The 21,163-nt window shown below is 44.1% G+C and carries 18 protein-coding genes; 11 read left to right on the top strand and 7 right to left on the bottom strand.

Going from position 1 to position 21,163, the window contains the following annotated elements; translation table 11 throughout:
* Positions 1-175: 175 nt before the first annotated feature.
* The 5 genes from DB520_RS17395 to DB520_RS17375 all read left to right on the top strand — a co-directional run bounded on the left by DB520_RS17395 (position 176) and on the right by DB520_RS17375 (position 5,558).
* The gene (locus DB520_RS17395; protein WP_114751041.1) at positions 176-1,336 is read left to right on the top strand and encodes an AI-2E family transporter; all 1,161 of its coding nucleotides are present in this window, start codon (positions 176-178) and stop codon (positions 1,334-1,336) included.
* 76 nt (positions 1,337-1,412) lie between these two features.
* Entirely contained in the window at positions 1,413-1,844 is a 432-nt protein-coding gene (locus DB520_RS17390) for a hypothetical protein (RefSeq protein WP_114751040.1), read from the top strand.
* A 14-nt stretch (positions 1,845-1,858) separates the two neighbouring features.
* Positions 1,859-2,068 (top strand): DUF3820 family protein, encoded by a 210-nt coding sequence (locus DB520_RS17385; RefSeq protein ID WP_114751039.1) that lies wholly within the window; start codon positions 1,859-1,861, stop codon positions 2,066-2,068.
* Between the two features lie 79 nt (positions 2,069-2,147).
* Positions 2,148-4,526 carry a TonB-dependent receptor gene (locus DB520_RS17380; protein ID WP_232835035.1) on the top strand — a complete coding sequence of 793 codons (2,379 nt, stop codon included), beginning with the start codon at positions 2,148-2,150 and terminating at the stop codon, positions 4,524-4,526.
* 90 nt (positions 4,527-4,616) lie between these two features.
* The gene (locus DB520_RS17375; protein ID WP_114751038.1) at positions 4,617-5,558 is read left to right on the top strand and encodes a DUF4625 domain-containing protein; all 942 of its coding nucleotides are present in this window, start codon (positions 4,617-4,619) and stop codon (positions 5,556-5,558) included.
* A 117-nt stretch (positions 5,559-5,675) separates the two neighbouring features.
* Here the strand turns inward: DB520_RS17375 and DB520_RS17370 are convergent, their stop codons facing one another.
* The 3 genes from DB520_RS17370 to DB520_RS26755 form a co-directional block, all read right to left on the bottom strand.
* Positions 5,676-5,912: a hypothetical protein gene (locus DB520_RS17370; protein ID WP_157972142.1), complete on the bottom strand. Its 237-nt coding sequence runs from the start codon at positions 5,910-5,912 to the stop codon at positions 5,676-5,678.
* Between the two features lie 62 nt (positions 5,913-5,974).
* The gene (locus tag DB520_RS17365) at positions 5,975-6,502 is read right to left on the bottom strand and encodes a hypothetical protein (RefSeq protein ID WP_114751036.1); all 528 of its coding nucleotides are present in this window, start codon (positions 6,500-6,502) and stop codon (positions 5,975-5,977) included.
* A gap of 4 nt (positions 6,503-6,506) precedes the next feature.
* Positions 6,507-6,674: a hypothetical protein gene (locus DB520_RS26755; protein ID WP_157972141.1), complete on the bottom strand. Its 168-nt coding sequence runs from the start codon at positions 6,672-6,674 to the stop codon at positions 6,507-6,509.
* 178 nt (positions 6,675-6,852) lie between these two features.
* On the opposite strand from DB520_RS26755, the gene DB520_RS17360 reads away from it, so the two are divergent.
* The 4 genes from DB520_RS17360 to DB520_RS17345 all read left to right on the top strand — a co-directional run bounded on the left by DB520_RS17360 (position 6,853) and on the right by DB520_RS17345 (position 13,204).
* Positions 6,853-8,439 (top strand): ATP-dependent DNA ligase, encoded by a 1,587-nt coding sequence (locus DB520_RS17360; protein ID WP_114751157.1) that lies wholly within the window; start codon positions 6,853-6,855, stop codon positions 8,437-8,439.
* Positions 8,429-10,891, top strand: coding sequence for a ligase-associated DNA damage response DEXH box helicase (locus tag DB520_RS17355; RefSeq protein WP_114751035.1), 2,463 nt, complete (start codon positions 8,429-8,431; stop codon positions 10,889-10,891). The genes DB520_RS17360 and DB520_RS17355 overlap by 11 nt, the downstream gene beginning before the upstream one ends.
* 258 nt (positions 10,892-11,149) lie before the next feature.
* A complete protein-coding gene (locus DB520_RS17350) occupies positions 11,150-12,274 on the top strand; it encodes a PQQ-dependent sugar dehydrogenase (protein WP_232835034.1) in 1,125 nt (374 codons plus the stop codon).
* A 141-nt stretch (positions 12,275-12,415) separates the two neighbouring features.
* Positions 12,416-13,204: a tetratricopeptide repeat protein gene (locus DB520_RS17345; RefSeq protein WP_114751034.1), complete on the top strand. Its 789-nt coding sequence runs from the start codon at positions 12,416-12,418 to the stop codon at positions 13,202-13,204.
* Positions 13,205-13,395: 191 nt separating this feature from the next.
* Here the strand turns inward: DB520_RS17345 and DB520_RS17340 are convergent, their stop codons facing one another.
* The gene (locus DB520_RS17340) at positions 13,396-14,850 is read right to left on the bottom strand and encodes a sulfatase (protein WP_198675379.1); all 1,455 of its coding nucleotides are present in this window, start codon (positions 14,848-14,850) and stop codon (positions 13,396-13,398) included.
* Between the two features lie 23 nt (positions 14,851-14,873).
* Entirely contained in the window at positions 14,874-16,130 is a 1,257-nt protein-coding gene (locus DB520_RS17335; RefSeq protein WP_114751033.1) for a DUF6786 family protein, read from the bottom strand.
* Positions 16,131-16,625: 495 nt separating this feature from the next.
* On the opposite strand from DB520_RS17335, the gene gntA reads away from it, so the two are divergent.
* On the top strand, positions 16,626-17,360 hold the full coding sequence (gntA, locus tag DB520_RS17330) for a guanitoxin biosynthesis heme-dependent pre-guanitoxin N-hydroxylase GntA (protein ID WP_114751032.1): 735 nt from the start codon (positions 16,626-16,628) through the stop codon (positions 17,358-17,360).
* Positions 17,361-17,362: 2 nt separating this feature from the next.
* Entirely contained in the window at positions 17,363-17,950 is a 588-nt protein-coding gene (locus DB520_RS17325) for a DUF1989 domain-containing protein (RefSeq protein ID WP_114751031.1), read from the top strand.
* A 232-nt stretch (positions 17,951-18,182) separates the two neighbouring features.
* Here DB520_RS17325 and DB520_RS17320 read toward each other — a convergent pair whose 3' ends face one another.
* Positions 18,183-20,345: a xanthine dehydrogenase family protein molybdopterin-binding subunit gene (locus tag DB520_RS17320; RefSeq protein WP_114751030.1), complete on the bottom strand. Its 2,163-nt coding sequence runs from the start codon at positions 20,343-20,345 to the stop codon at positions 18,183-18,185.
* A gap of 2 nt (positions 20,346-20,347) precedes the next feature.
* Positions 20,348-20,809 carry a (2Fe-2S)-binding protein gene (locus DB520_RS17315; RefSeq protein WP_114751029.1) on the bottom strand — a complete coding sequence of 154 codons (462 nt, stop codon included), beginning with the start codon at positions 20,807-20,809 and terminating at the stop codon, positions 20,348-20,350.
* Between the last annotated feature and the right edge of the window lie 354 nt (positions 20,810-21,163).

Here is a 21,163-nt window from a genome sequence, read left to right as displayed (position 1 = left end):
AAAGGATTATAATTAGTTCGAAAATTCGGAACATATTATCAAAAAAAACAGTGTTTTTTCTTGAAAATTTTCAGGAATCTATGTTTTCTTGGACTTTATTGGCCTGCATAATTATTTTTCATCTTGAGGGCTTATAAGCACGATAATTGTAACCTCAGAAACTAAATTATTATCCATGCAGGAAAGAAAAACATATTTTTCGAAACCAATTTTATTTTTGGTGCTAACCCCGTTATTACTGATGGGCACTTTTATATTTTTCTATGGCCTTACCAAGGCCCAGCCTTTCTTGGCTCCTCTGCTTACTGCATTCGTATTGGCACTACTTATTATCCCCATGGCCAAGAAATTGGAGAAATGGGGGCTAAAAAGCATATTTGCAAGCCTGATAAGCTTTTTGGCTTTGATTGTAGTGTTTTTAGGGGTTTCATTCGTGGTATCCTTGCAGATCAAAGATGTATTGGAGGACTGGGAGGAATTAAAGGAGTCCTTTATGCCAAAACTGAAAGAATTTGAAGGTTTTATCCTTGACCATACCCCCATGGAAAAAGAGTCCTTGGAGGAATACAAAAACGATTACGGAATGAGCGAGGAAGAGGATGGAGACGGGGAGAATGAGGAGGAGGAAGATAACGGTAACGAGGAAGATAAAGGGGAACAGGCACTACAAATTATGGGAGGCACCATTACCTTTTTGACAAATTTTTTGATTACACTGGTTTATGTGTTCTTGTTCATGCATTTCCGGCAACATTTTAAAACTTTCATCCTTTTGCTCTTCCCCAAGAGAAAGCAGGAAGAAGTCAGTGTGATTTTGGGAAAATCGTCTACAGTGGTGCAGACCTATCTTTTGGGAAGACTATTTCTGATGGTTATTTTGGTGATATTATACAGCATAGGACTCTTGATTTCCGGGGTGGAAAATTGGCTCTTTGTAAGTGTCATTGCGGCCATACTTTCCATCATTCCCTTTGTGGGCAACTTTTTGGGCTATTTGATAGCCATGGCCATGGGCTTGTTTTCCGGAGGCGACACGGGTATTCTGTTGGGCGTCACTATTACCTTCCTGTTTGTGCAGTTTTTGGACAGTTATATTCTTCAGCCTATGGTGCTGGGAGGAAAACTCGACGTACACCCCTTCTTTATCATCTTTTCGGTGATCCTTGGCAACGAGATTTGGGGAATTATCGGCATGGTGCTGGCCATACCTCTCTTTGCCATCGTCAGTATTTTGTGCAGAAACATTCCTCAATTGGATGCCTTTGGCTATCTGTTTAGCAATGACAATGAGACGTTTGAGGAAAAAAGGAGGAAGAATGCGGAGGAAAAGCCTTAATAGAGGCAACTTTTCTGCGGAATTTTGCTTTATTTAGCTAATCATTTATTTAGCTAATCAAACAAACCTTTTGAAGATGACCACTGGATTTCAGCACTTACATTCCTATTTTGCCTATTTGGTGTTATTGGGCATAGCCATAAGTTTTATTTACGCATTAGTAGGGGCACTTTCCGGAAAAACTTTCGGCGAAAAGGACCGGAAAATGGGCTTGCTGGGACTGATCCCCACACACATCCAATTATTGGTAGGCTTAATTCTTTATTTTCTGAGTCCCTTGGGCATATCCAATTTGGGTCCCGGGACCATGTCAGATTCCATGAGCAGGCTGTATGCCCTAGAGCATCCCGTCATCAACATCATTGCGGTCGCCTTGATAACTGTAGGATACAGCAGGGCTAAGAAACTGACTGAAAGTAGGAGCCAATTTCGAAGCATCTATATGTTTTACGGAATTGCCTTTATCCTTATTCTCAGCAGGATACCCTGGGTGGCATGGTTAAACTAAAATAAATCCTTGTCATGGATCCTACTATTCTAGAAGACCTGGTAACCAAGCGAATGCCTTTTGGACAGTATAAGGGAAAATTGATTTGTGAAATCCCCGAACACTATCTGATTTGGTTTTACAGAAAGGGTTTTCCCCCGGGTAAGCTGGGCATTTGGCTGGAGACCATGTATGAAATCCGACTTAATGGGCTTACCTATTTATTGGATAGATTAAAGAAATAAAAGAAAAAGAGAAACCTTTTTTTTTGCTATTCTGTTGAAGGTGCAATAATTTTGCATAAAAGAAAATACCTTCCTGCAGGTGAAAAAAATCCCTATCCTTTTCTTCTTCGTTTTTTTACTTAATACTGTCTCCATTCTTGGGCAAGGTCAGCAAAAAGGGCATTTTCAGCTTCATGGCAAGGTGGTCGCAGAGGATGGCGAAGGCTTGGGTGCCCATATACATATCCATGAATTGGGAAAAGGTGCCATCGCGGACCTGGATGGGAATTTTGCTATCCCAAACCTAAGGCAGGGTACCTATCACCTGCACTTTACACATATGGGTTTCAAATCGGCTTCCACCACGGTAATAATCAAGGATGAAGGGGAGGAAATTGAGGTAGTCATGCAGCCATCCTCCATTACCCTTCAAGAACTCACCATAGAAGCAAACCCCTTTAAGAACGGCCCTGTGGAGCAGTCCCAAACCATAGATGTGGTAGATAGGAACTATTTGGAGAAAAACAACACAGGAACATTTGCCAATGCCTTGGAAAAACTGCCTGGCATCAGCACTATCAACACAGGTGTTGGGATTTCCAAACCAGTGATTCGTGGTATGAGTTTTAACCGCATCATGGTCAATGACAGGGGCATCAAGCAAGAAGGACAGCAATGGGGTGCCGACCATGGCTTGGAAATTGATCCCTTTGACGTGGACCGGGTAGAGGTTATAAAAGGACCTGCCTCCTTAATTTACGGCTCGGATGGGATGTCCGGAGTCATCAATATTTCACCTGCCGGCTTTCCCGAGGAGGGCACTATTAGGGGCCATGTGATCAGCACCTACCGCACCAATAATGCCATGTGGGGAAATACAGCAATGGTAGAGGGCAGCGAAAAGGACTTTGTATTCAAGGGCAGGTTCACGGCACAGGATTTTCAGGACTACCGGGTTCCCACCGAAAGCTTCAATTATGCAGGCTTTGTGCTGCCGGTCTATGACAATAGACTAAAGAATACGGCAGGAAGGGAAAGACATTTTTCCCTTACGGGAGGGGTTCGAAAGAACTGGGGAAAAAGTACCTTGACCGTAAGCCAATTTAACCAGCATGCAGGGCTCTTCCCCGGTGCGGTGGGCATACCCCGGGCATATAATCTAAGGCATGATGGAGACCATTCTTCCATAGACCTTCCAAGCCAGGACAACACCCACTTAAAAGTAATCTCCAATACCACCATCCAATACAAACAAAATTGGCTGGAGTTGGACCTGGGTTTCCAGCGAAATACCCGCTTTGAAAGGTCCTTTCCCCATGCCCATGGAAGTGCGCCTACTCCGGAGGGGGATCTTGCCCTGGGACTTTTCTTGGACACCTATACTGCCAATCTGAGGTATAATGCTCAAATCAATGAAAAATCCCAGAGCATTGTTGGGTTTCAGGCTTCCTTGATGGACAATAATTACGCAGGCTTTGAATTTTTGCTTCCACAATTCACCACTTTGCAGGGAGGAGCCTTTTATTTTCACGAATACCGTTGGGCAGACAACTTTATCGTAAACGCCGGAGTTCGGGTGGATGGAGCAAGGCACAGCATTATGGAACACCTGCAACCGCTGTTTGAAAGGCTGGAACCAACAGGGGAGTATGACCAGAGAAACCCCAATATAGACCGCTCCTTTGTCAATATGAGTGGCTCAGGGGGCTTTTCCTGGATCCTTGACAACCACCATAACCTTAAATTAAACCTTGGAAGCAGTTACCGGATTCCCACTGCCATAGAGCTTTCCACCAATGGCATCCACCATGGGAACTTTAGGCATGAAGTGGGCAACCCCGAGCTAAATAGTGAAAGAAGCTATCAGGCGGATTTAAATTTCTCTTACTCCAGAAAACAGTTCCTTTTTGGAATTAGCCCTTTTTGGGGGTATTATGATGGTTTTATCTACCTTGCCCCTATGGGCAGGTTTTCCACCATCCCTGGAGCCAGTACCATGTGGGAATATAGGCAACACAACGCCATATTTACCGGTGGAGAAATTAAAGCAGAATGGGTTCCTTTCCCAAACTTGCATTTAAACATCGCTGGTGAATACGTGTACAACCTCAATTTGGAAACGGGTCTTCCCCTTCCTCTTACCCCTCCCCTAAGCATTCTTTCTGGGGTAGAATACAAAGTGCCAAAAATTGGTGGTACTCTGAAAAACGGGTATGTTTATGTGGAATACAGGCATGCTGCTGCCCAAAACAGAGTGGACAGAAACGAAAGGAGTACCGCTGGCTTTGACTTACTGGAAGCGGGAATTGGTTGGGATCTCTCCCTTGGATCACAGCTCCTGAAATTCCAATTGAGTGGTCAAAACCTCACCAATGCATTCTATTTCAACCACCTAAGTAGGTATAGGTTGCTTAATTTACCGGAACAGGGCAGGAATGTAAATCTCAGTTTGAAAATCCCCTTTCAGATAAAAAATTGAATTTTTAGGTAGAATGCCTAGGAGGTTTCAAACCTATATTTTAATATTGCAACATATTTGCATTTGCAACCATATTTAATTTAACATACCATGAAAAAAACCTTTCTTTACCCCTTGATTGGACTAGCCTTTGTAATGGCGGCATGTGAAACCGATGATGACCCAATTCGGGACCTAGACGCTCCCATTATTGGACCTGCTGATGGAAGGGATGCCATTAGACCTGAAAATGAAGAAGCAAGGGCTGCAACGACAGATCATATGCATGTCAGGTTTGGAGTAGATGACCCATCAGGAATTGCACAGATACGGGTAGATGTACATAATAGCTTTGACGGGCATACTCATGGTCGGATAAAATCTGATTTTGAACCTTTAAATGTGGATGACATTTATTCCCCAAACGCTGCAAGCCCCGACTTTTTGTTTCCAGAAGGCGCTACCAGGGTTAGTATAGATGGACCGGGTACCGATATTTATTGGGGGGGACCTTCCTCCAGAGTAGAGGGCAATGTATTGGCTGGGCCTTATGACTTTACTATACAAGCCATAGACATCCATGGCAATCAGACAAGTTTTGCGGATGAGTCCAACTATTTTGTGCGCTTCCATATCAGAAGGGCCTATGCTCCTGTAGTGGATATCACCAACCTTCATGACGGAGAGATCGAAGGAGAAGCTGGAGAGCCATTGCAGATTGAGGGTACCATCGGTATGGGGGATCACGAATTGAGTTCAGAAATAGCATTTATCTGGGTGAGGCTTACAGACGAAGACGAACATGGGCATGGAGGTCACGATAGCAGGGTGCTGGACGAATATTACGAACAAATGTGGGGTTCATCTGCATGGAGAGGCGGAATGAGTGGCCCGGAAATACCCAATACGCAATCCCTAAATCTTGCTGATGTTTTTGTAGGAGATAATGCCATTATACCTCCTGCAGGAGCCGATCATCTAAATTTGATTATTTGGGTAGAAGATCAAAACGGAAACATTACAGAAATGACTTATGAAGTCCACCTGGAATAATACAGTAATTAGGTAAACAAATAAAAAAGAGGCTGAAATTCAGCCTCTTTTATTTTTATAGAGAGAGTAAATATTTTTAAGATTTGATAAACTAGATTGAAGTTTCTTGACATTCCTTTATCGCAAGGTATCCCCAAGATCTTCCAATTTAAAATCACCCATTTTCTCCGAAAATTTGCCGAATAGCCCTTTTAATATAGAAAAGGGACTTTCCATGCTAGGTTCCTCAATGGGCATCTTTTTCAGGTCTTCTTCATGCCCAAACGCATCGGACAGGGTGGTATTTCCGATACCTTCTTGATCAATGACCAAAAAGAGTGCCATACCTAACATAAATTTATTAAAAGTTCCCATTCTAATCTGTTTAACAATAATAGAACTACTGTTAAACAAAATTGTTTAAATGGGAATTAGAATTAATTTTCGGGATAATACGGGGTACAAAGTGTAATTTTATTCCTGTCAAAACTCTCGATAGAATTTGGGTTGGCACCAATATTTCCCGATACCAGGATAATTGAATAGTCAGGCCCCTCTTCCGCCAGGTGGATTTTAATATGTCCATCAAAAGATTTGAAAGACTCAAAGTCCAACTTTTCTCCGTTGGAAAGCTGGCCCAAAATGGTTTTACTATTTAGGCTCCTGATGTCCACGGGATTTAACAAATAAGCAATATCTGCGCTTTCGGCATCATAGGTGCCAAAATGCAAATGTCCCGCAAAGAAATACTCCTCTACTGAGCCAGGGCCTTCCATGTCTATTTCTATCTCCAAATCCCCAGACTTCAATTCCCTTACCAAAGCTAATCCCTTGTAGTCAAAATCACTAGACTGAAACAAGTCATAGCTTAAACTTCTTCCTGAATAAACAGACTCTACTTCCTGCTCCTGACAGGAAACCAATACAACCAATGCTATAAGTACCAGTGATTTGAATTTTTTCATATGTTTATAATTTCTTTTTAGCGGTCATATAGTCTGCCCCTGCCTGCCCCGAACTCGTTTCGGGGAACTCGTTTCGGGAGCCTGTCCCTGCCTGCCCCGAACTCGTTTCGGGGAATTTATTTCGGGAGAATCTCGCAACGATAACCATACCTTCGTGTGTTGCTTGCGTCATGCCTGACTGCCGTCTAGGTGGAATCTTGCATGATTATTATCATCCCTTCGTATTAGGTTTTCCTCATGCTTGATTTCATAAAGCTATTAAATATTGTAACATTAAATTAAACGATGATCAGGGTATTAAGTTATACCCTTATTGCATGATTATTGTCAGCAAAAACAAAAAAGTTTTTATGAGGCGTTTTACAGACCTATTCATACAGCTTGACCAAACCAACAAGACCAAAGATAAAATCGAATTCTTAGAATCCTACTTTTTGGAAGCTCCGGATCAGGATAAACTTTGGGCATTGGCGCTTTTTACCCATAAGAGGCCGAAAAGGAACGTCAAAACCGCCCAGTTGAGGGAATGGTGTAGAGAGGTGTCTTCTACGTCGGAGTGGCTTTTTGAGGAGTCCTACCAAACGGTTGGCGACTTGGCCGAAACCATTTCCTTATTGCTCCCCAAAACCGAAAAAAGCACCTCAAAAACGCTTAGCGAAATCATCCAGGAACTTTTAAGTATGAAGCCTCTCTCGGATGAAGAAAAAAAAACAAGCATTCTTTCCCTATGGGAAGAATTGGACCAGGAGGGGAGGTTTGTTTTTAACAAATTGATTACAGGTGGGTTCCGAATCGGTGTGAGTCAAAACCTGATCACCCAGGCAATTGCTGGGGCATTTAAAATGGATAAAACGGAGGTGGCCCATAGAATCATGGGTAATTGGAACCCCTTAACCACCACTTTTGAAAGCTTAATACTCTCCCAAAACCCTCAGGATGATCTTTCCCGTCCTTATCCATTTTGTCTGGCACACCCCGTAGAGGCCGACGTAGCTAGCTTGGGTAGGCCGGGTGAATGGCTGTTGGAATGGAAATGGGACGGGATCCGTGGTCAGTTGATACACCGAAATGGAGAAGTGTACCTATGGTCCAGAGGCGAAGAACTCATCACAGAGAAATTCCCGGAGATTGTCGAAATAGGTCATCAAACACCCTCAGGTACCGTTTTGGATGGGGAGATTTTACCTTTTCGGGAAGGCTCCCCCCTACCCTTTGGCGCACTTCAAACAAGAATTGGCAGGAAAAACCTGACTAAAAAGATCCTCACCGATGTTCCTGTTTCCTTCGTTGCCTATGATCTTTTAGAGTGGGGAGGGGAAGACCTTCGGGCTTTAACTTTGGAAAAGCGAAGGGAAAAGTTGGAATTATTGTGCAATATCCATCCCAACTTTAGGGTTTCCGAACTAATCCAACTTCCCACCTGGGAGGACCTTACGAAGGAAAGGGAAAAGAGCAGAATCAAAAAGGCCGAGGGACTAATGATCAAAAAAAGGGATGGGTTATATGAGGTGGGAAGAAAAAGGGGAAATTGGTGGAAATGGAAAATAGCCCCCCTCACGGTGGACGGAGTTATGCTTTACGCCCAAAAAGGCCATGGCAGGAGGGCCGATCTTTACACGGACTATACCTTGGCCGTTTGGAAAGAAGATCAGCTCGTTCCCTTTGCAAAAGCCTATTCGGGACTTACCGATCAAGAAATAAGGGAAGTGGATCGTTTCGTGAAAAAACATACAAAGGAACGGTTCGGACCGGTAAGGACCGTAGAACCGGAGTTGGTATTTGAAATTGCCTTTGAAGGCATACAAGAAAGCCCAAGGCACAAGTCGGGAATTGCCTTGCGTTTCCCACGAATCCTTCGCTGGCGCAAGGACAAAAAGCCTGAGGATGCCAATACCTTGACGGATCTTCAAGATTTACTTGATCTTTATGGAAAATAACCTGGGAAAGCAGATAGCAGTGGCCGAAAACTGGTTTTCGGAAAGGGGATGGAAACCCTTCGACTTCCAATACGAGGCCTGGGATTCCTATCTTCAGGGTAAAAGTGGACTGCTAAACGCCCCAACTGGAAGTGGAAAAACCCTTGCGCTTTGGTTTCCGGTGCTATTGGAATACATTGCCGAACACCCAAATAGTTGGAAAACAAGAAAAAAAAACGGGTTAAGGATATTATGGGTCACCCCGCTTAGGGCATTGGCAAAGGATATACATCAAGCCATGCAGCAGGTGTGCGATGAATTGGGCTTGCCATGGCGCATCGCCTTGAGAAACGGGGATACCCCCAGCTCCGAAAGGCAAAAGCAAAAAAGGAATATGCCAGAGTGTTTGGTGACAACCCCGGAGAGCCTACACCTTTTGCTCTCGCAGAAGGATGCACATCTGCTTTTCTCGGGATTACAATCTGTGATTGTGGACGAATGGCATGAGCTGTTAAGCAACAAAAGAGGTATACAAGTTCAGTTGGCACTATGTTGGTTAAAAAACCTTTCTAAAATACCCATAAAAATATGGGGAATCTCTGCTACTATTGGCAACATGGAGCAGGCGCATCAGGTACTTCTAGGCGAGAAAGAACCCATTCATATTATAAAGTCCCAACTACCCAAGGAAATAATTGTGACTTCCATACTACCCAAGGAGGTGGAGAAATACCCTTGGACGGGACATTTGGGAATTAAACTGCTTCCGCAGATTCTACCTATCATCGCAAAAAGCCAAACCACCCTGTTGTTTACCAACACCCGCTCTCAAACAGAGATCTGGTATCAAAAAATCCTGGAAAAAAGACCCGATTGGGCAGGAATAATGGCCATGCATCATGGTTCCCTAGACCAAGAAGTAAGGACCTGGGTGGAAAATGCCCTACACAACAAACAGCTAAGGTTGGTGGTCTGCACCAGTAGCCTAGACCTAGGAGTGGATTTTCGCCCCGTTGATACGGTGATTCAAGTGGGAGGCCCAAAAGGGGTCTCCAGATTTGTGCAAAGGGCAGGAAGGGCCAACCACCAACCGGGTATGCCAAGTGAGATCTTTTTTGTACCTACGCATGCACTGGAACTTATTGAAGCATCCGCAATGAGAAAGGCCATAAAAGAGGAGAAGTTTGAAGAGCAGGTACCACTTGAAAACTGCTACGATGTATTAATCCAATTTATGGTTACCCTGGCCCTGGGGGACGGCTTTTTTCCTGAAGAGGCATTTACCAGCATATCCAGTACCTATACGTACAAATCTATAAACAAGGCGTCTTTTCACTGGGTCCTCGACTTTATTACCAAAGGAGGTAGAGCCTTGGGAAGTTATGAGGAATATGCAAAAGTGGAAGTAGAATCCGATGGAAAATTTAAGGTGAATAACCGAAAAACTGCCATGAGGCACAGGCTATCGATTGGCACCATAGTCAGCGATCCCATGCTTAAAATCAAATATATGACTGGGGGATACGTCGGAACGGTAGAAGAGAGTTTTATATCCAAATTGAAGCCGCATGACGTATTTTGGTTTGGTGGTAAAAGCCTGGAATTTATTCAGCTTAAGGACATGAGCGTTTTGGTTAGGCGCTCCAAAAAGAAAACCAGCATCATCCCCAGATGGATGGGAGGGAGAATGCCGCTCTCCTCCAGGCTTTCTGAGGTAATCCGAGAAGAATTGCAGGAAATGTCTGTTGGTAAGTTAAACTCCCCGGAGCTGCAGACCATCCAACCTATTGTGGCTTTGCAGCAGGAACTTTCCATTATTCCACCAAAAGACGGACTTCTAATTGAGGCCATCAGTACCCGTGAAGGTTTTCATATGTTTATGTTTCCCTTCGAAGGCCGGTTTGTACATGATGTTTTGGCAGCATTGGTGGCTTATCGCATAAGCGTCTCCTTTCCCGTAAGTTTCAGCATTGCCATGAACGATTACGGGTTTGAACTTTTATGTGATACCAGTTTCGATGTAGAAGAGGTATTGGCCTCAGACCTGTTCCGTATGGAAAACCTTTTAGAAGACATACTAGCTAGCGTAAATGAAAGTGAAATGGCTAGAAGAAGGTTCCGGGAAATTGCTGCTATTGCCGGTTTGGTTTTCCAGGGGTTTCCTGGCAAAGGAGTAAACACTAAGCATTTGCAAGCTACATCAGGTATTTTATACGGTGTATTTGAAGATTATGAACCGGACAGTTTGTTGCTCAAGCAAGCCCGGGAAGAAGTATTACAAGTACAAATGGAAAAGGACCGCTTACTCCAAGTGGTAAAGCGGATAGGTGGCCAAAAACTGATCCTAAAAAGGCCTCAAAGGGTTACCCCTTTTGCTTTTCCGATCATGGTGGACAGACTGAGCAGGGCCACTTTGAGCAGTGAGTCTTTAGAAGATAGGGTGATGAAAATGCAAGCCAGGCTTCTAAGGTAAACCATCAGTGGAAAACAGGTTTTAAACTAATGAACTATACATTAATTTGTTTGTTCTTAAGTTACCTTATTCCCAAAAGGAACCACTATAATAACTAAATCTAAAGGACGGCAGTAAGCTCTGACCGTTGAAAAAAATATAAACATATGAAATCGAGCCTGTCCTGACGGCAGTCAGGGCATGACGAGCACGTCACACACTGGGATGATTATAGACTGCGAGATTCCATATGGCCTTTAAAAAACAAATTATAATCATATGAAAAGACTTCAGCTAATACTAGTAGCATTCATCAGTCAATTTTGCATGGCCCAAACACCACCTAATGGCCCAGAGGTCACTGACCCCAGTTGGAGCAATTTCGAGGTTGAAACCGTTGTTGACGGTTTGAAGGTACCTTGGGGATTGGCATTTTTGCCGGATGGAAGCATGTTGATTACCGAAAGATCAGGTGAACTTCTCCATGTAAAAAACGGCAAAAAAACGACAATCAACAATGTACCAGAAGTGAGGGCCCAGGGCCAAGGAGGACTGCTGGACATCACCCTGCATCCCGATTATGAAAATAATGGATGGATTTATTTTTCCTACAGCTCCAAGGAAGGAGATGGCTCTGGAGCGCATACGGCAATCAGCCGGGCAAAGCTGTCCGGAGACCGGTTGGAAAATATCGAAACCCTCTATAAAGCAGAGCCCAACACCTCAGCAGGCCATCACTTCGGTTCCCGAATAGTTTTTGATGAGAGTGGATACATGTATTTTTCCATTGGGGAAAGAGGAAACCACAAGGAAAACCCGCAAAACATACGTAGGGACGGAGGAAAAATCTATAGACTTACCGATGACGGCAAAGTTCCTGATGACAATCCCTTTGTGGGAAAGGCAGGCGCAAAAGAGGCTATTTATTCCTATGGACACCGTAACCCTCAAGGCATGATTGTACATCCTGAAACGGGTGAAATCTGGGTTCATGAGCATGGTCCAAGGGGCGGTGATGAAATCAATGTCATCAAGAAGGCTGCAAACTACGGATGGCCAGTGATTTCCTATGGCATTAATTATGACGGGAGTATCCTTACGGAAAAGACCCATAAGGATGGAATGGAGCAACCTCTTTATTATTGGGTTCCCTCTATAGCTCCCAGTGGCTTTGCCATCATTACCAGCGATAAGTACCCCGAATGGAAAGGGGATCTTTTGGCTGGCTCTCTAAGCTTCGCCTATTTGGAAAAACTCACCTTAGAAAACGGGGAAGTTACCAAGCGGGAAAGGCTGTTGGACAAGATGGGCAGGGTTAGAAATGTGATGCAGGGTCCCGATGGCTTTATTTATGCAGGAGTGGAAGGCAAAGGAATCGTGAAAATTATACCTAAAGGAACCTAATTCCCTCCAAGATTGTAAGTAATATGATAGTCATTTTTGGCTAAACCCCTTGTTGGTAGTGACTTATTGGAATTTATTTCACCAAATGGTTTTGATACTTACAAAGATTGGGTAATTTTAACTAATCAATTAGTGTTTGTTATGAGAATACTTCTTCCCTTAGCCCTCGTTTTATTGTTTACCGGATGTTTTGGAAAGTTTAAGGATGGAGAGGCTTATTTCAGGAATGGCGATTACGAAAAGGCCATTAAGGAATTCAATAGGGTTCTGTTCGTTAGCATTACCGATGTCAAATCCCTACACCTGCGGGCAAGAGCCTATGAGGAATTGGAGCAGTTTAAACTGGCAAAAGCAGATTACGAGCATATTCTAAGCTTAGACCCCAAGTACGCCCAGGCCCATGCGGGTTTAGGAAAACTGGCATGGAAGCAGGAGGACTTTCCAAAGGCTGAACGCCATTTTCTTCATGCTGCCATGCATGACCCCAACGATTACGACATACTGCTTCTACTCAGCAGATCCATGATCAAAAACCAAAGGTTCAAAAGTGCAGAGGAGTTTTTACAAACGGCCATTGACTTGAAGCCAGAAGAACCAACCCCTCACTTTTATATGGCATTGGCCAGGGGCTACTCAGGAGATGGGCTTGGTGTAGTAACCTCCCTTAACCATTACTTACTTTTTGAACCCGACAACGTAGTGGCTCATTACAACCGAGGTTTTGCCCTGATGAAACTCGGTTATAAGGACTGGGCCATCGAGGATTTTGACGAGGTGCTGCGGGTAAAGCCTGACCACTATGAGGCGATGGCTAGAAGGGCTGTTTGCAGGCTGGAGGATGAACCAAGGAGGGCCTGTCAGGAATTGAAAAAAGCTGCGGACAACGGAAATTTTCTGGGAAAAGCCTATTATCAGAATAAGTGCCAGTAAATTGTTCTTGGGTAAATTAAGAGAAAAAACAAAGACACCCGACAGGCTTTCAACCCCATTAGCCCCAAATCTCTGAATCTGGTTTTGTTGACTGCGCATTTTAAACCCCTCCCCGGTTGGGGATGAATTTCCCGGTTGCCTGAAGTTGGTGTCCATAAACGGATACATTTTCCTTGACCTCTATTAATTATCTACTCACTCTGCTCCCTTTTTTGTTTTACGAAATAGTCATTGTTGTCATATTTTGATGCAGCAGCCCATTTCACGTTGGTTTGTGGGAGGTACTGCTTCAGTTCATCCATTCTTTCCCTATATTCGGGAAGTTTCGCACGGTTATACCATTCGTGAGGATCCTCACTTAGGAGATAAAATTCTTCGGATCCGTCCTCATAGTGAATATACCTGTACTCCTTGGTAACCACGGCGTGGTTGTTTCTCGCCCAGGTGGTAAGAGCAGGTTTTTCCCAACTCATTTTTGGGTTTTTTAATAATGGGGCGATGGATTCTGCCTCCATATCGGGCACCTCGGGTAATTCACTGAGCTCGACTAAGGTGGGGTAAATGCTAAACAGCTCCACAGGCCAATCCAGCTTCACATTCTTGGGTATTCCTACTCCGGAAAACACCAATGGGGAGTGCGTTGCTCTGTTCCATAATGCCACCTTAGCAAAGGTGCCCTTCTCCCCAAGCCTATACCCATGATCTGACCAAAGTACTATCAATGTGTTATCCGCATAGGGCGAGTTTTGCAAGGCCGATAGGACTTCTCCTATATAATGATCCACAAAAGACACGGAGGCCATATAGGCTTGAAGGATGTTTTTCCATTGTTGGTTGGCAATGGCCCATTCTGTACTGGGCATCATGGGCAAGTCATCTATCTCAAGCGCAATTGGCGGCAGATCCTCTCTGTCTTCGGGTAAATAGGCAGGCAGGGAAAGGGAGGCCGTATCATAGAGGTCAAACCATTTTTGGGGCACATGCCAGGGAACGTGAGGCCTTAAAAAACCAACCGAAAGGAAAAATGGATTTTCATATTCCTGCTGTAAGCGCTCTACAGCCCATTTGGCACTTCGGTAATCCGGCATTTGCTCATCCCTTTCCGGGAATGGCCCCCAGTCTGTAGAAGTTCCCTTTTTATCCCAGTGGATGCGTTTCGGAGGTGCAGGGCCAAATCCCGCTTCCCTACCACCGCTTTCTTCGAGCAAGCCTTCTGGGGCATGAAAATGGAAAAGTTTCCCTACACCCATGGTATGATAGCCATGTTCCTTGAAGTACGCATACATCAAGGGGACTTTTTTGGTTGCTTCGTTGGTACCCTGCACCAGGTTATCATCCAGAAACCCATAAATTCCGGTAGTGGATGGTCTTAGCCCAGTCATGATAGCCGCCCTAGATGGACTGCACATGGGAGACTGACATTGGGCATTCGCAAATAACACGCCCTGTTGTATCAAACTATCCAAATTGGGGGTGATGGCATCCGGATGCCCCATTCCTCCCACAAAATCGTTTAGGTCGTCCACGGCAATCAAAAGGATGTTAGGAGGCGCATCTACCTTCGCAGCGTTCAAGCCATCACATCCTGATACTAGCAGAAAAGAGGCAATAAACACCAAAACGACAGTGGGAATGATTTTAACCATTACATTCAGTTAACTAAAACTAATCAATAATCCAATGCTGTGGCTACTTCCCCCAAAGAGATCCCTAAGCATTTTTTGGCAATTTGATCCAACATTTCAGCATCCCCTTCAAAGTGAAAGGTCCTATGTACATGGACCATGCTCTCGTTGGGTTCCAAAAAGGCTGCCGGTGAGGAAGTTTCCAGTTCATAGAATGGACCCATTTGCTCGCCATCTTCCAAAGGCCCATCATTGTAGGAGTTGATTACATCCCCACCAAAGGCCTCTTCTTTTTCTTCCCATATTTGATTGAGGTATCGTAACTCCTCCCCTTCCGGCTCACTGTATTGTACCAGGGTCAGCACAGCAGACCTAGCGTCATAACTGCCAAAAAGCGGGATTGCCCTCTCTTTTGAAAGTCCTAGCTTTCCTCGCTTTTTCCCATCTCCACGAAAATAGAGAATACCATTTTCTGCCTTAATTCGGCTTTCGTGGATTTCTCCAAAGTAGTCGGTGGTGGCCACAGGGCCAAGATCCTCTGCGGATCCCTCTCTGTAGGGAATAACTACTGTAACTTCATCAGAAGGGTTAAACATACCAAGTGTCCACATGGATAGCGTACCCCCTTCTTCGTCCCAAGGTTCCTCTCCAATATTGATAAGGGAATTTACGGATTCAAAACCCACCCAACTAATTTTCTCATTGGGAGTAATGTCCAAATAGCGCATAAGTTCGCTGCCAGAAAGCAACCTTACTTCCCTATCGAGCCTGAGGTCAAGAGTAGTACCCAGGTTATTGGTCACCTGCATGGTTTTGGTAATAAAAGCCTCGGTCTCTGTATTGGAAACAAGATTCCAAGGTTCGGAATCTATACCCTTAGGGGTTTGCCAATTCTCAAAGGTTCTTTCCGCTCCGGGTTCAAAGTAGATTGCGAACTTACCACCTTCTGGCCCAAGCCACAGCCTGTCCTCTCCCCCATAGGCATTGATATGTGGGGCAATCTTACCGGAGGCAACTGCATCGTAGTTGATCCAGCCATGGCTTTTCCCTGACATGCCTCTAGTGCTGCTGGTAAATACCTTCCCCTGAAAGGCTGGAGACACCAGAATGGCGGCACTGTCCCGCATAAGGAGCAAGGTACTGTCGTGTTGGGACAAGAATTGATAATCGTACCCGAAAGTACCGGGAGGGTAAGAATCCACCTTTTCCTCCTGCTCGGGACTATCACAGGAAGCAAGTCCCAGAATTAAGATGAAAATTCTAAGAAGGAAATTGGAGTGGAAATAAGATCTAATTTGCATTTATTAAAGGCTTTGATTTTTTTTCGAACGACAAGTTAACATTTACCTAGGTACATTCTTGGGCAAAAACACAAAAATTTACAGAAAGGAAATTACCTTCGGTTTCTAGTCACCCTCCCCTAAGTTTAGTCAGAAGAGGCGCTACGAATCCGCTACGCTCTCAGCCTGAAATAATAACCTGTCAATGGTAGCTCCAAAGACAAATCCGCAAACGTTAAAAATCATCCCGATTCAATCCCCAAGTCTCCCAGTTCCTCGTAATTCACCCTATCCCCAACCTCCTACCTTTCACATGGACAGGGTGTTTGTTGTGTAGGTGAGACATAGATTATTTACTGTTTTATTCCATATATCAACCAAAAAATTAGTGTTGATTCCAGTATTCGTGGCACACCTATTGTTATTTGTAGTAATAATAAAAAAAATATTAATAAATACTTTTTTAAGTTAAAAAGCTTAATTAATTATAAATTTTCATATTTAGATATAAATTTAATGCAAAATTCAAATCTTCTACAAACTTATTGGAAGCCTAAGGATTTAAGCAGTTGTGAAAATGACTACATAAAGGTAATCCATAAAGATATCATCGAAAAGATCGGCGATGCTAAATACCCATGCGTAGGGGCGAAAGCATCTATTAATTCAGATCAATACCGATTGGGCATTTATGGAGAAATGGCATCGGATAACACAACGGAACTACTAAGTAAAGATTTAAAAAAGTACATCCAGGAAACCGTGGAGGAAGACAGTGATTACCTGACGTTGGTAGCCGTCTTTACCAGTGAGACCAATTCGGAAGTGGATTTCGAACATAAATTATGGAAGCAACTTCAAAAACTACATGATGCCGAGGGCCATAAGGGAAATTGGGACCCAACGGTAAGCAGTAATCCCGGAGATGATAATTTTAGTTTTAGTTTTGGCGGAACAGCCTTCTTCATTGTTGGGTTACACCCCAAAGCCAGCAGAATAGCGCGAAGAATCAATTATCCCGCAATGGCCTTTAATCTACACCGGCAATTTGATAAATTGAGGGAAAACGGTCAATTCGATAATATGAAAAAAGTAATCAGGGATCGGGACTTGGCCTACCAAGGTTCTATCAATCCCATGCTGGAGGACTTTGGTAAAGGGCAAGAAGCACCTCAATACAGTGGTAGAATGGTGGAAAAAAACTGGAAATGTCCTTTTCACCATGGTGTTGTTCACGAAATAAAAGAATAGGTATGGCTAAAATTATTGAAAAACAATCAGGAACTGGATTTTACCTCCATAAAGGAGAGTATCTAAAGGTAATAGACCCGGAAGGAGAGCAGGTAAGTGATTTAGTGGCATTCAACGCCAATGATAAGCGGGAAAAACTTTCCTCCGGGAAAACTCTGGATTTTGAAAGTACCATATATATTACCAAAGGGCATCATCTTTGGAGCAACCGCAGCCAAAAAATGATGGAAATAATGGAAGATACCAATGGTAGAAATGATTTTCTTTTGGCGCCATGCAGTCCTGAAACTTTTCAGATCCTTTACGACAATCCCCAATACCACCCCAGTTGCTTTGAAAACCTCGAAAAAAATTTGCGCCAATTTGACATCCATTCGGATGAGATCCCTACTGCCTTCAATATTTTCATGAATGTACGGCTTGCCGGAGATGGTACTATCAGCGTAGAACCGCCCCAGAGCAAGGCAGGGGACTTTATATTGTTTAAAGCATGCATGGATTTAATTATTGGATTAACGGCCTGCTCTGCAGAACAATCCAATAATTACAGTTTTAAACCCATCGCTTATGAGTTGATATCAAAAATTTAAAGAAGTTTCCCTCTATCCCAAAAAAAACACCGGGGATTAAACAAGGCTCTCGGCCCCTAGGTCTCTTCGTCTCAGGAAGTCAACCTCACAATCGGATACATCAATAAAACATTGTAATCTTCCTGTCTGCTCTTTGTCCTAAGTGCTAAAACCCATTAAGATACCAAAATTCATCAAAAAAACCGCCAACAAATAATGTAGGCGGTTTTATGAAATTTGGAAATGGGACAAGTTATGCCCTCTGACCGATTTTGTATTCTTTGAGCTCTTCCTGCTCTATAAAGGGCTGGTTCCTTAGGCGCTTGCCCGTGGCCCAGTAAATAGCATTGGAGATTGCTCCTCCGGTTGGGGGAAGTGCAGGCTCGCCCAGTCCTGTAGGGTCAATTTCATTGTCCACAAAATGGACTTCTATTTCAGGCACTTCTTTCATCCGGATCAACCTGTAGCTGTCAAAGTTCTTTTGGGTGGGTGCCCCATCCCTAAAGGTCATATTGGTAAACATGGCATGTCCCATGCCATCCACCATGCCACCCCTTACCTGCTGGTCAGCTCCGGTAGGATTCACCACTATGCCACAGTCAGTTGCCGCATAGATTCTTTCCAAAACGGGATTGCCTTGTTCCATCCTTACCTCTGCCACCTGTGCGACATACGAACGGTGACTGAAATACACAGAGAGGCCTTGGCCCACACCATTCTTTTGTCCCCATCCGCATTTATCAGCGACAAGTTCTATGACCCCTCTCATCCTGTCTATATCATAGTGGATTTCACCGACAGGCTTATTTTTAGCCCTGTCCAAGAGTTCATACCTAAATTGAACCGGATCCTTACCCGCCGCTTCGGCCACTTCATCCAAAAAGGACTGCTCTGCAAAAGCCAAGAAATTGGTGATCGGAGCTCTCCAAGCATTAGTAGTAAGGTCTGATTTATATTCTATGGATTCTATCAAAAGGTTATCCACTGAGCCAGATGGGAAGTTGTTTTCCCGAGTACAATTCCCGGCATTCATACCCACTCCTCTCAGCTTGTAGCCAATCATTTTGTTATCTTTGTCCAAGGCAGCTTCAAACCTGTACCTAACCGCTGGTCTATAAGCACCTCCGGTAATATCGTCTTCTCTAGACCAGGTTACCTTTACTGGTGCTCCGATTTTTTTGGAAATGGACACTGCCTCTTCCACAAAATCAGCCCTCAACCTACGTCCAAAACCACCCCCTAAACGGGTCATTTCTACAGAAACCTTTTCCACGTCCACTCCGGCTATTTCCGCTGCCGCGGATCTTGCTCTGTCCGGGGTTTGGGTAGGCCCCACCAATTCCACCCCATCGGCTTTTACATGGGCGTAGAAATTCATGGGTTCCATGGGGGAATGAGAAAGGAAAGGGCATTGGTATTCTGCACTTACCACTTTTGCAGCACCCCGAAAAGCACTATTCACATTTCCATCTTTTCGCATCACCTGTGCTTTTCCATTTTTCATCAGGTCGGTGAAAAGCTGGTTGTGCATCTCACTGCTTTCAAGTTTCCCATTTTTGGGTTCGTACTCTACTTTTAGCTTTTGCTTTGCTTTCATCAAGGGCCAGGTAGAAATCCCGACTATAGCTACGTTGTCACCGAAGGTGAAAATTTCGGTAACCCCGCTTACTTTTTTGGCTTCCTCATCATCCACGGATTTGATCTTCATCCCGAATGGTGGGCGTTTCACCATGGCATTCATCATGCCTTCCTTGTAGATATCCAGACCAAATAGGGGCTTGCCAGTAAACATGGCTTTATTGTCCACGTTTTTTATGGGTGTACCTATTATCTTAAAGTCCTTCACCTTTTTCAGTGGCACATCCTCAGGCACCTCCAGTTGGGCTGCATCCTTAGCCAGGTCACCATAGCTGATTTTTTTCTTGGAGCCGGAGTGCAGCACCTGCCCTTTTTCCGTGCTGAGTTCACTTATATCCACATCCAAACGTTTGGCAGCTGCTTCCATAAGCATCATTCTGGCGGTGGCACCGGCTTTTCTCAGCCTTTCCCAAGAATGGGGCATGGCACCCGATCCACCAGTCACCTGCCGGTCGTATTTTTCCCCGTCAAGGAAAGCCTGCATTACCCTTACCTTAGACCAGTCTGCATCCAACTCCTCGGCCACTATCATGGGGAAGGAGGTCTTGATGTTCTGACCCAGTTCAGGGTTAGGGGAGAAAATTACAATATGGCCATCGGGTGAAATGGAGAGATAGCTGTTGTAATTGACCGCTTGGGCCATCAGTTCTTCGTCGGTGACCACCTTCATTTTGGAGGGGGAATCACAACGGGTAAAATGGAACCCGAGCAAAAGTCCTCCCCCGGCGGTGGCCGCTATTTTCAAGAAATCTCTTCTATTGGTTTTCAGCGTTTTCATGGTTATTTGATTTTGGAGGAAGCCAATAATACAGCTTCTTTAATTCGGTGATAGGTTCCACATCGGCAAATATTGCCATTCATGGCATCCATTACCTCTTCATCAGATGGTGCCGGGTTCTTCTTTAATAGAGCGGCTGCCGCCATGATCTGACCAGCTTGGCAATAGCCACACTGAGCTACATCGACTTCATTCCAGGCTTCCTGCAAGGGATGGTCTCCACTTTCGGACAACCCTTCTATAGTGGTGACCTCATCCTCCCCTACCTGGGAAACCGGTAATACGCATGCTGGCACCGCATCATCTTTGATTAATACTTTGCAGGCACCGCACTGTGCGATACCACAGGAATACTTAGTACCTACCAAGCCAAGGTGGTCCCTGAGCACCCACAGCAGTGGAGTGTCCTCATCTACATCCACCTGGTAGCTTTTACCGTTGATTTTTAAATTGTAGTTAGCCATTACTTTTCCAAATTCGGTTGATTAAAACTTAAATTAGAAATTAATCTTTTTACAGTCAAATAAAGAATGCCGAAATCCTGACATTTCCCTTATTTAGTACAATTCTACATAAGACCTCTGTAAACCAGCGGTTTATTTTGATTATGAACGGCAAAAGTGGTGCTTTTGAAATAAAATAATCTTATAAAAAAAATGACACTCTTGAACTTATAAAGCTTAGCTACCGAAGTTTTTGGACAGAAAAACAATCTATAAACAAAATCGAATTCTAGACCCAGTCCCTAACTTCTTCTTTTTAATTACATTTAGAATGACTTGTGAGCATTTACAAAGGTAATTCCCTCATTGCCAAAA

Origin of the sequence: Pleomorphovibrio marinus (assembly GCF_003347495.1) — a bacterium.
Lineage (GTDB): Bacteria > Bacteroidota > Bacteroidia > Cytophagales > Cyclobacteriaceae > Pleomorphovibrio > Pleomorphovibrio marinus.
The sequence above is the reverse complement of the archived record's forward strand: the minus strand, read 5'-3'. Positions and strand labels throughout refer to the sequence as shown.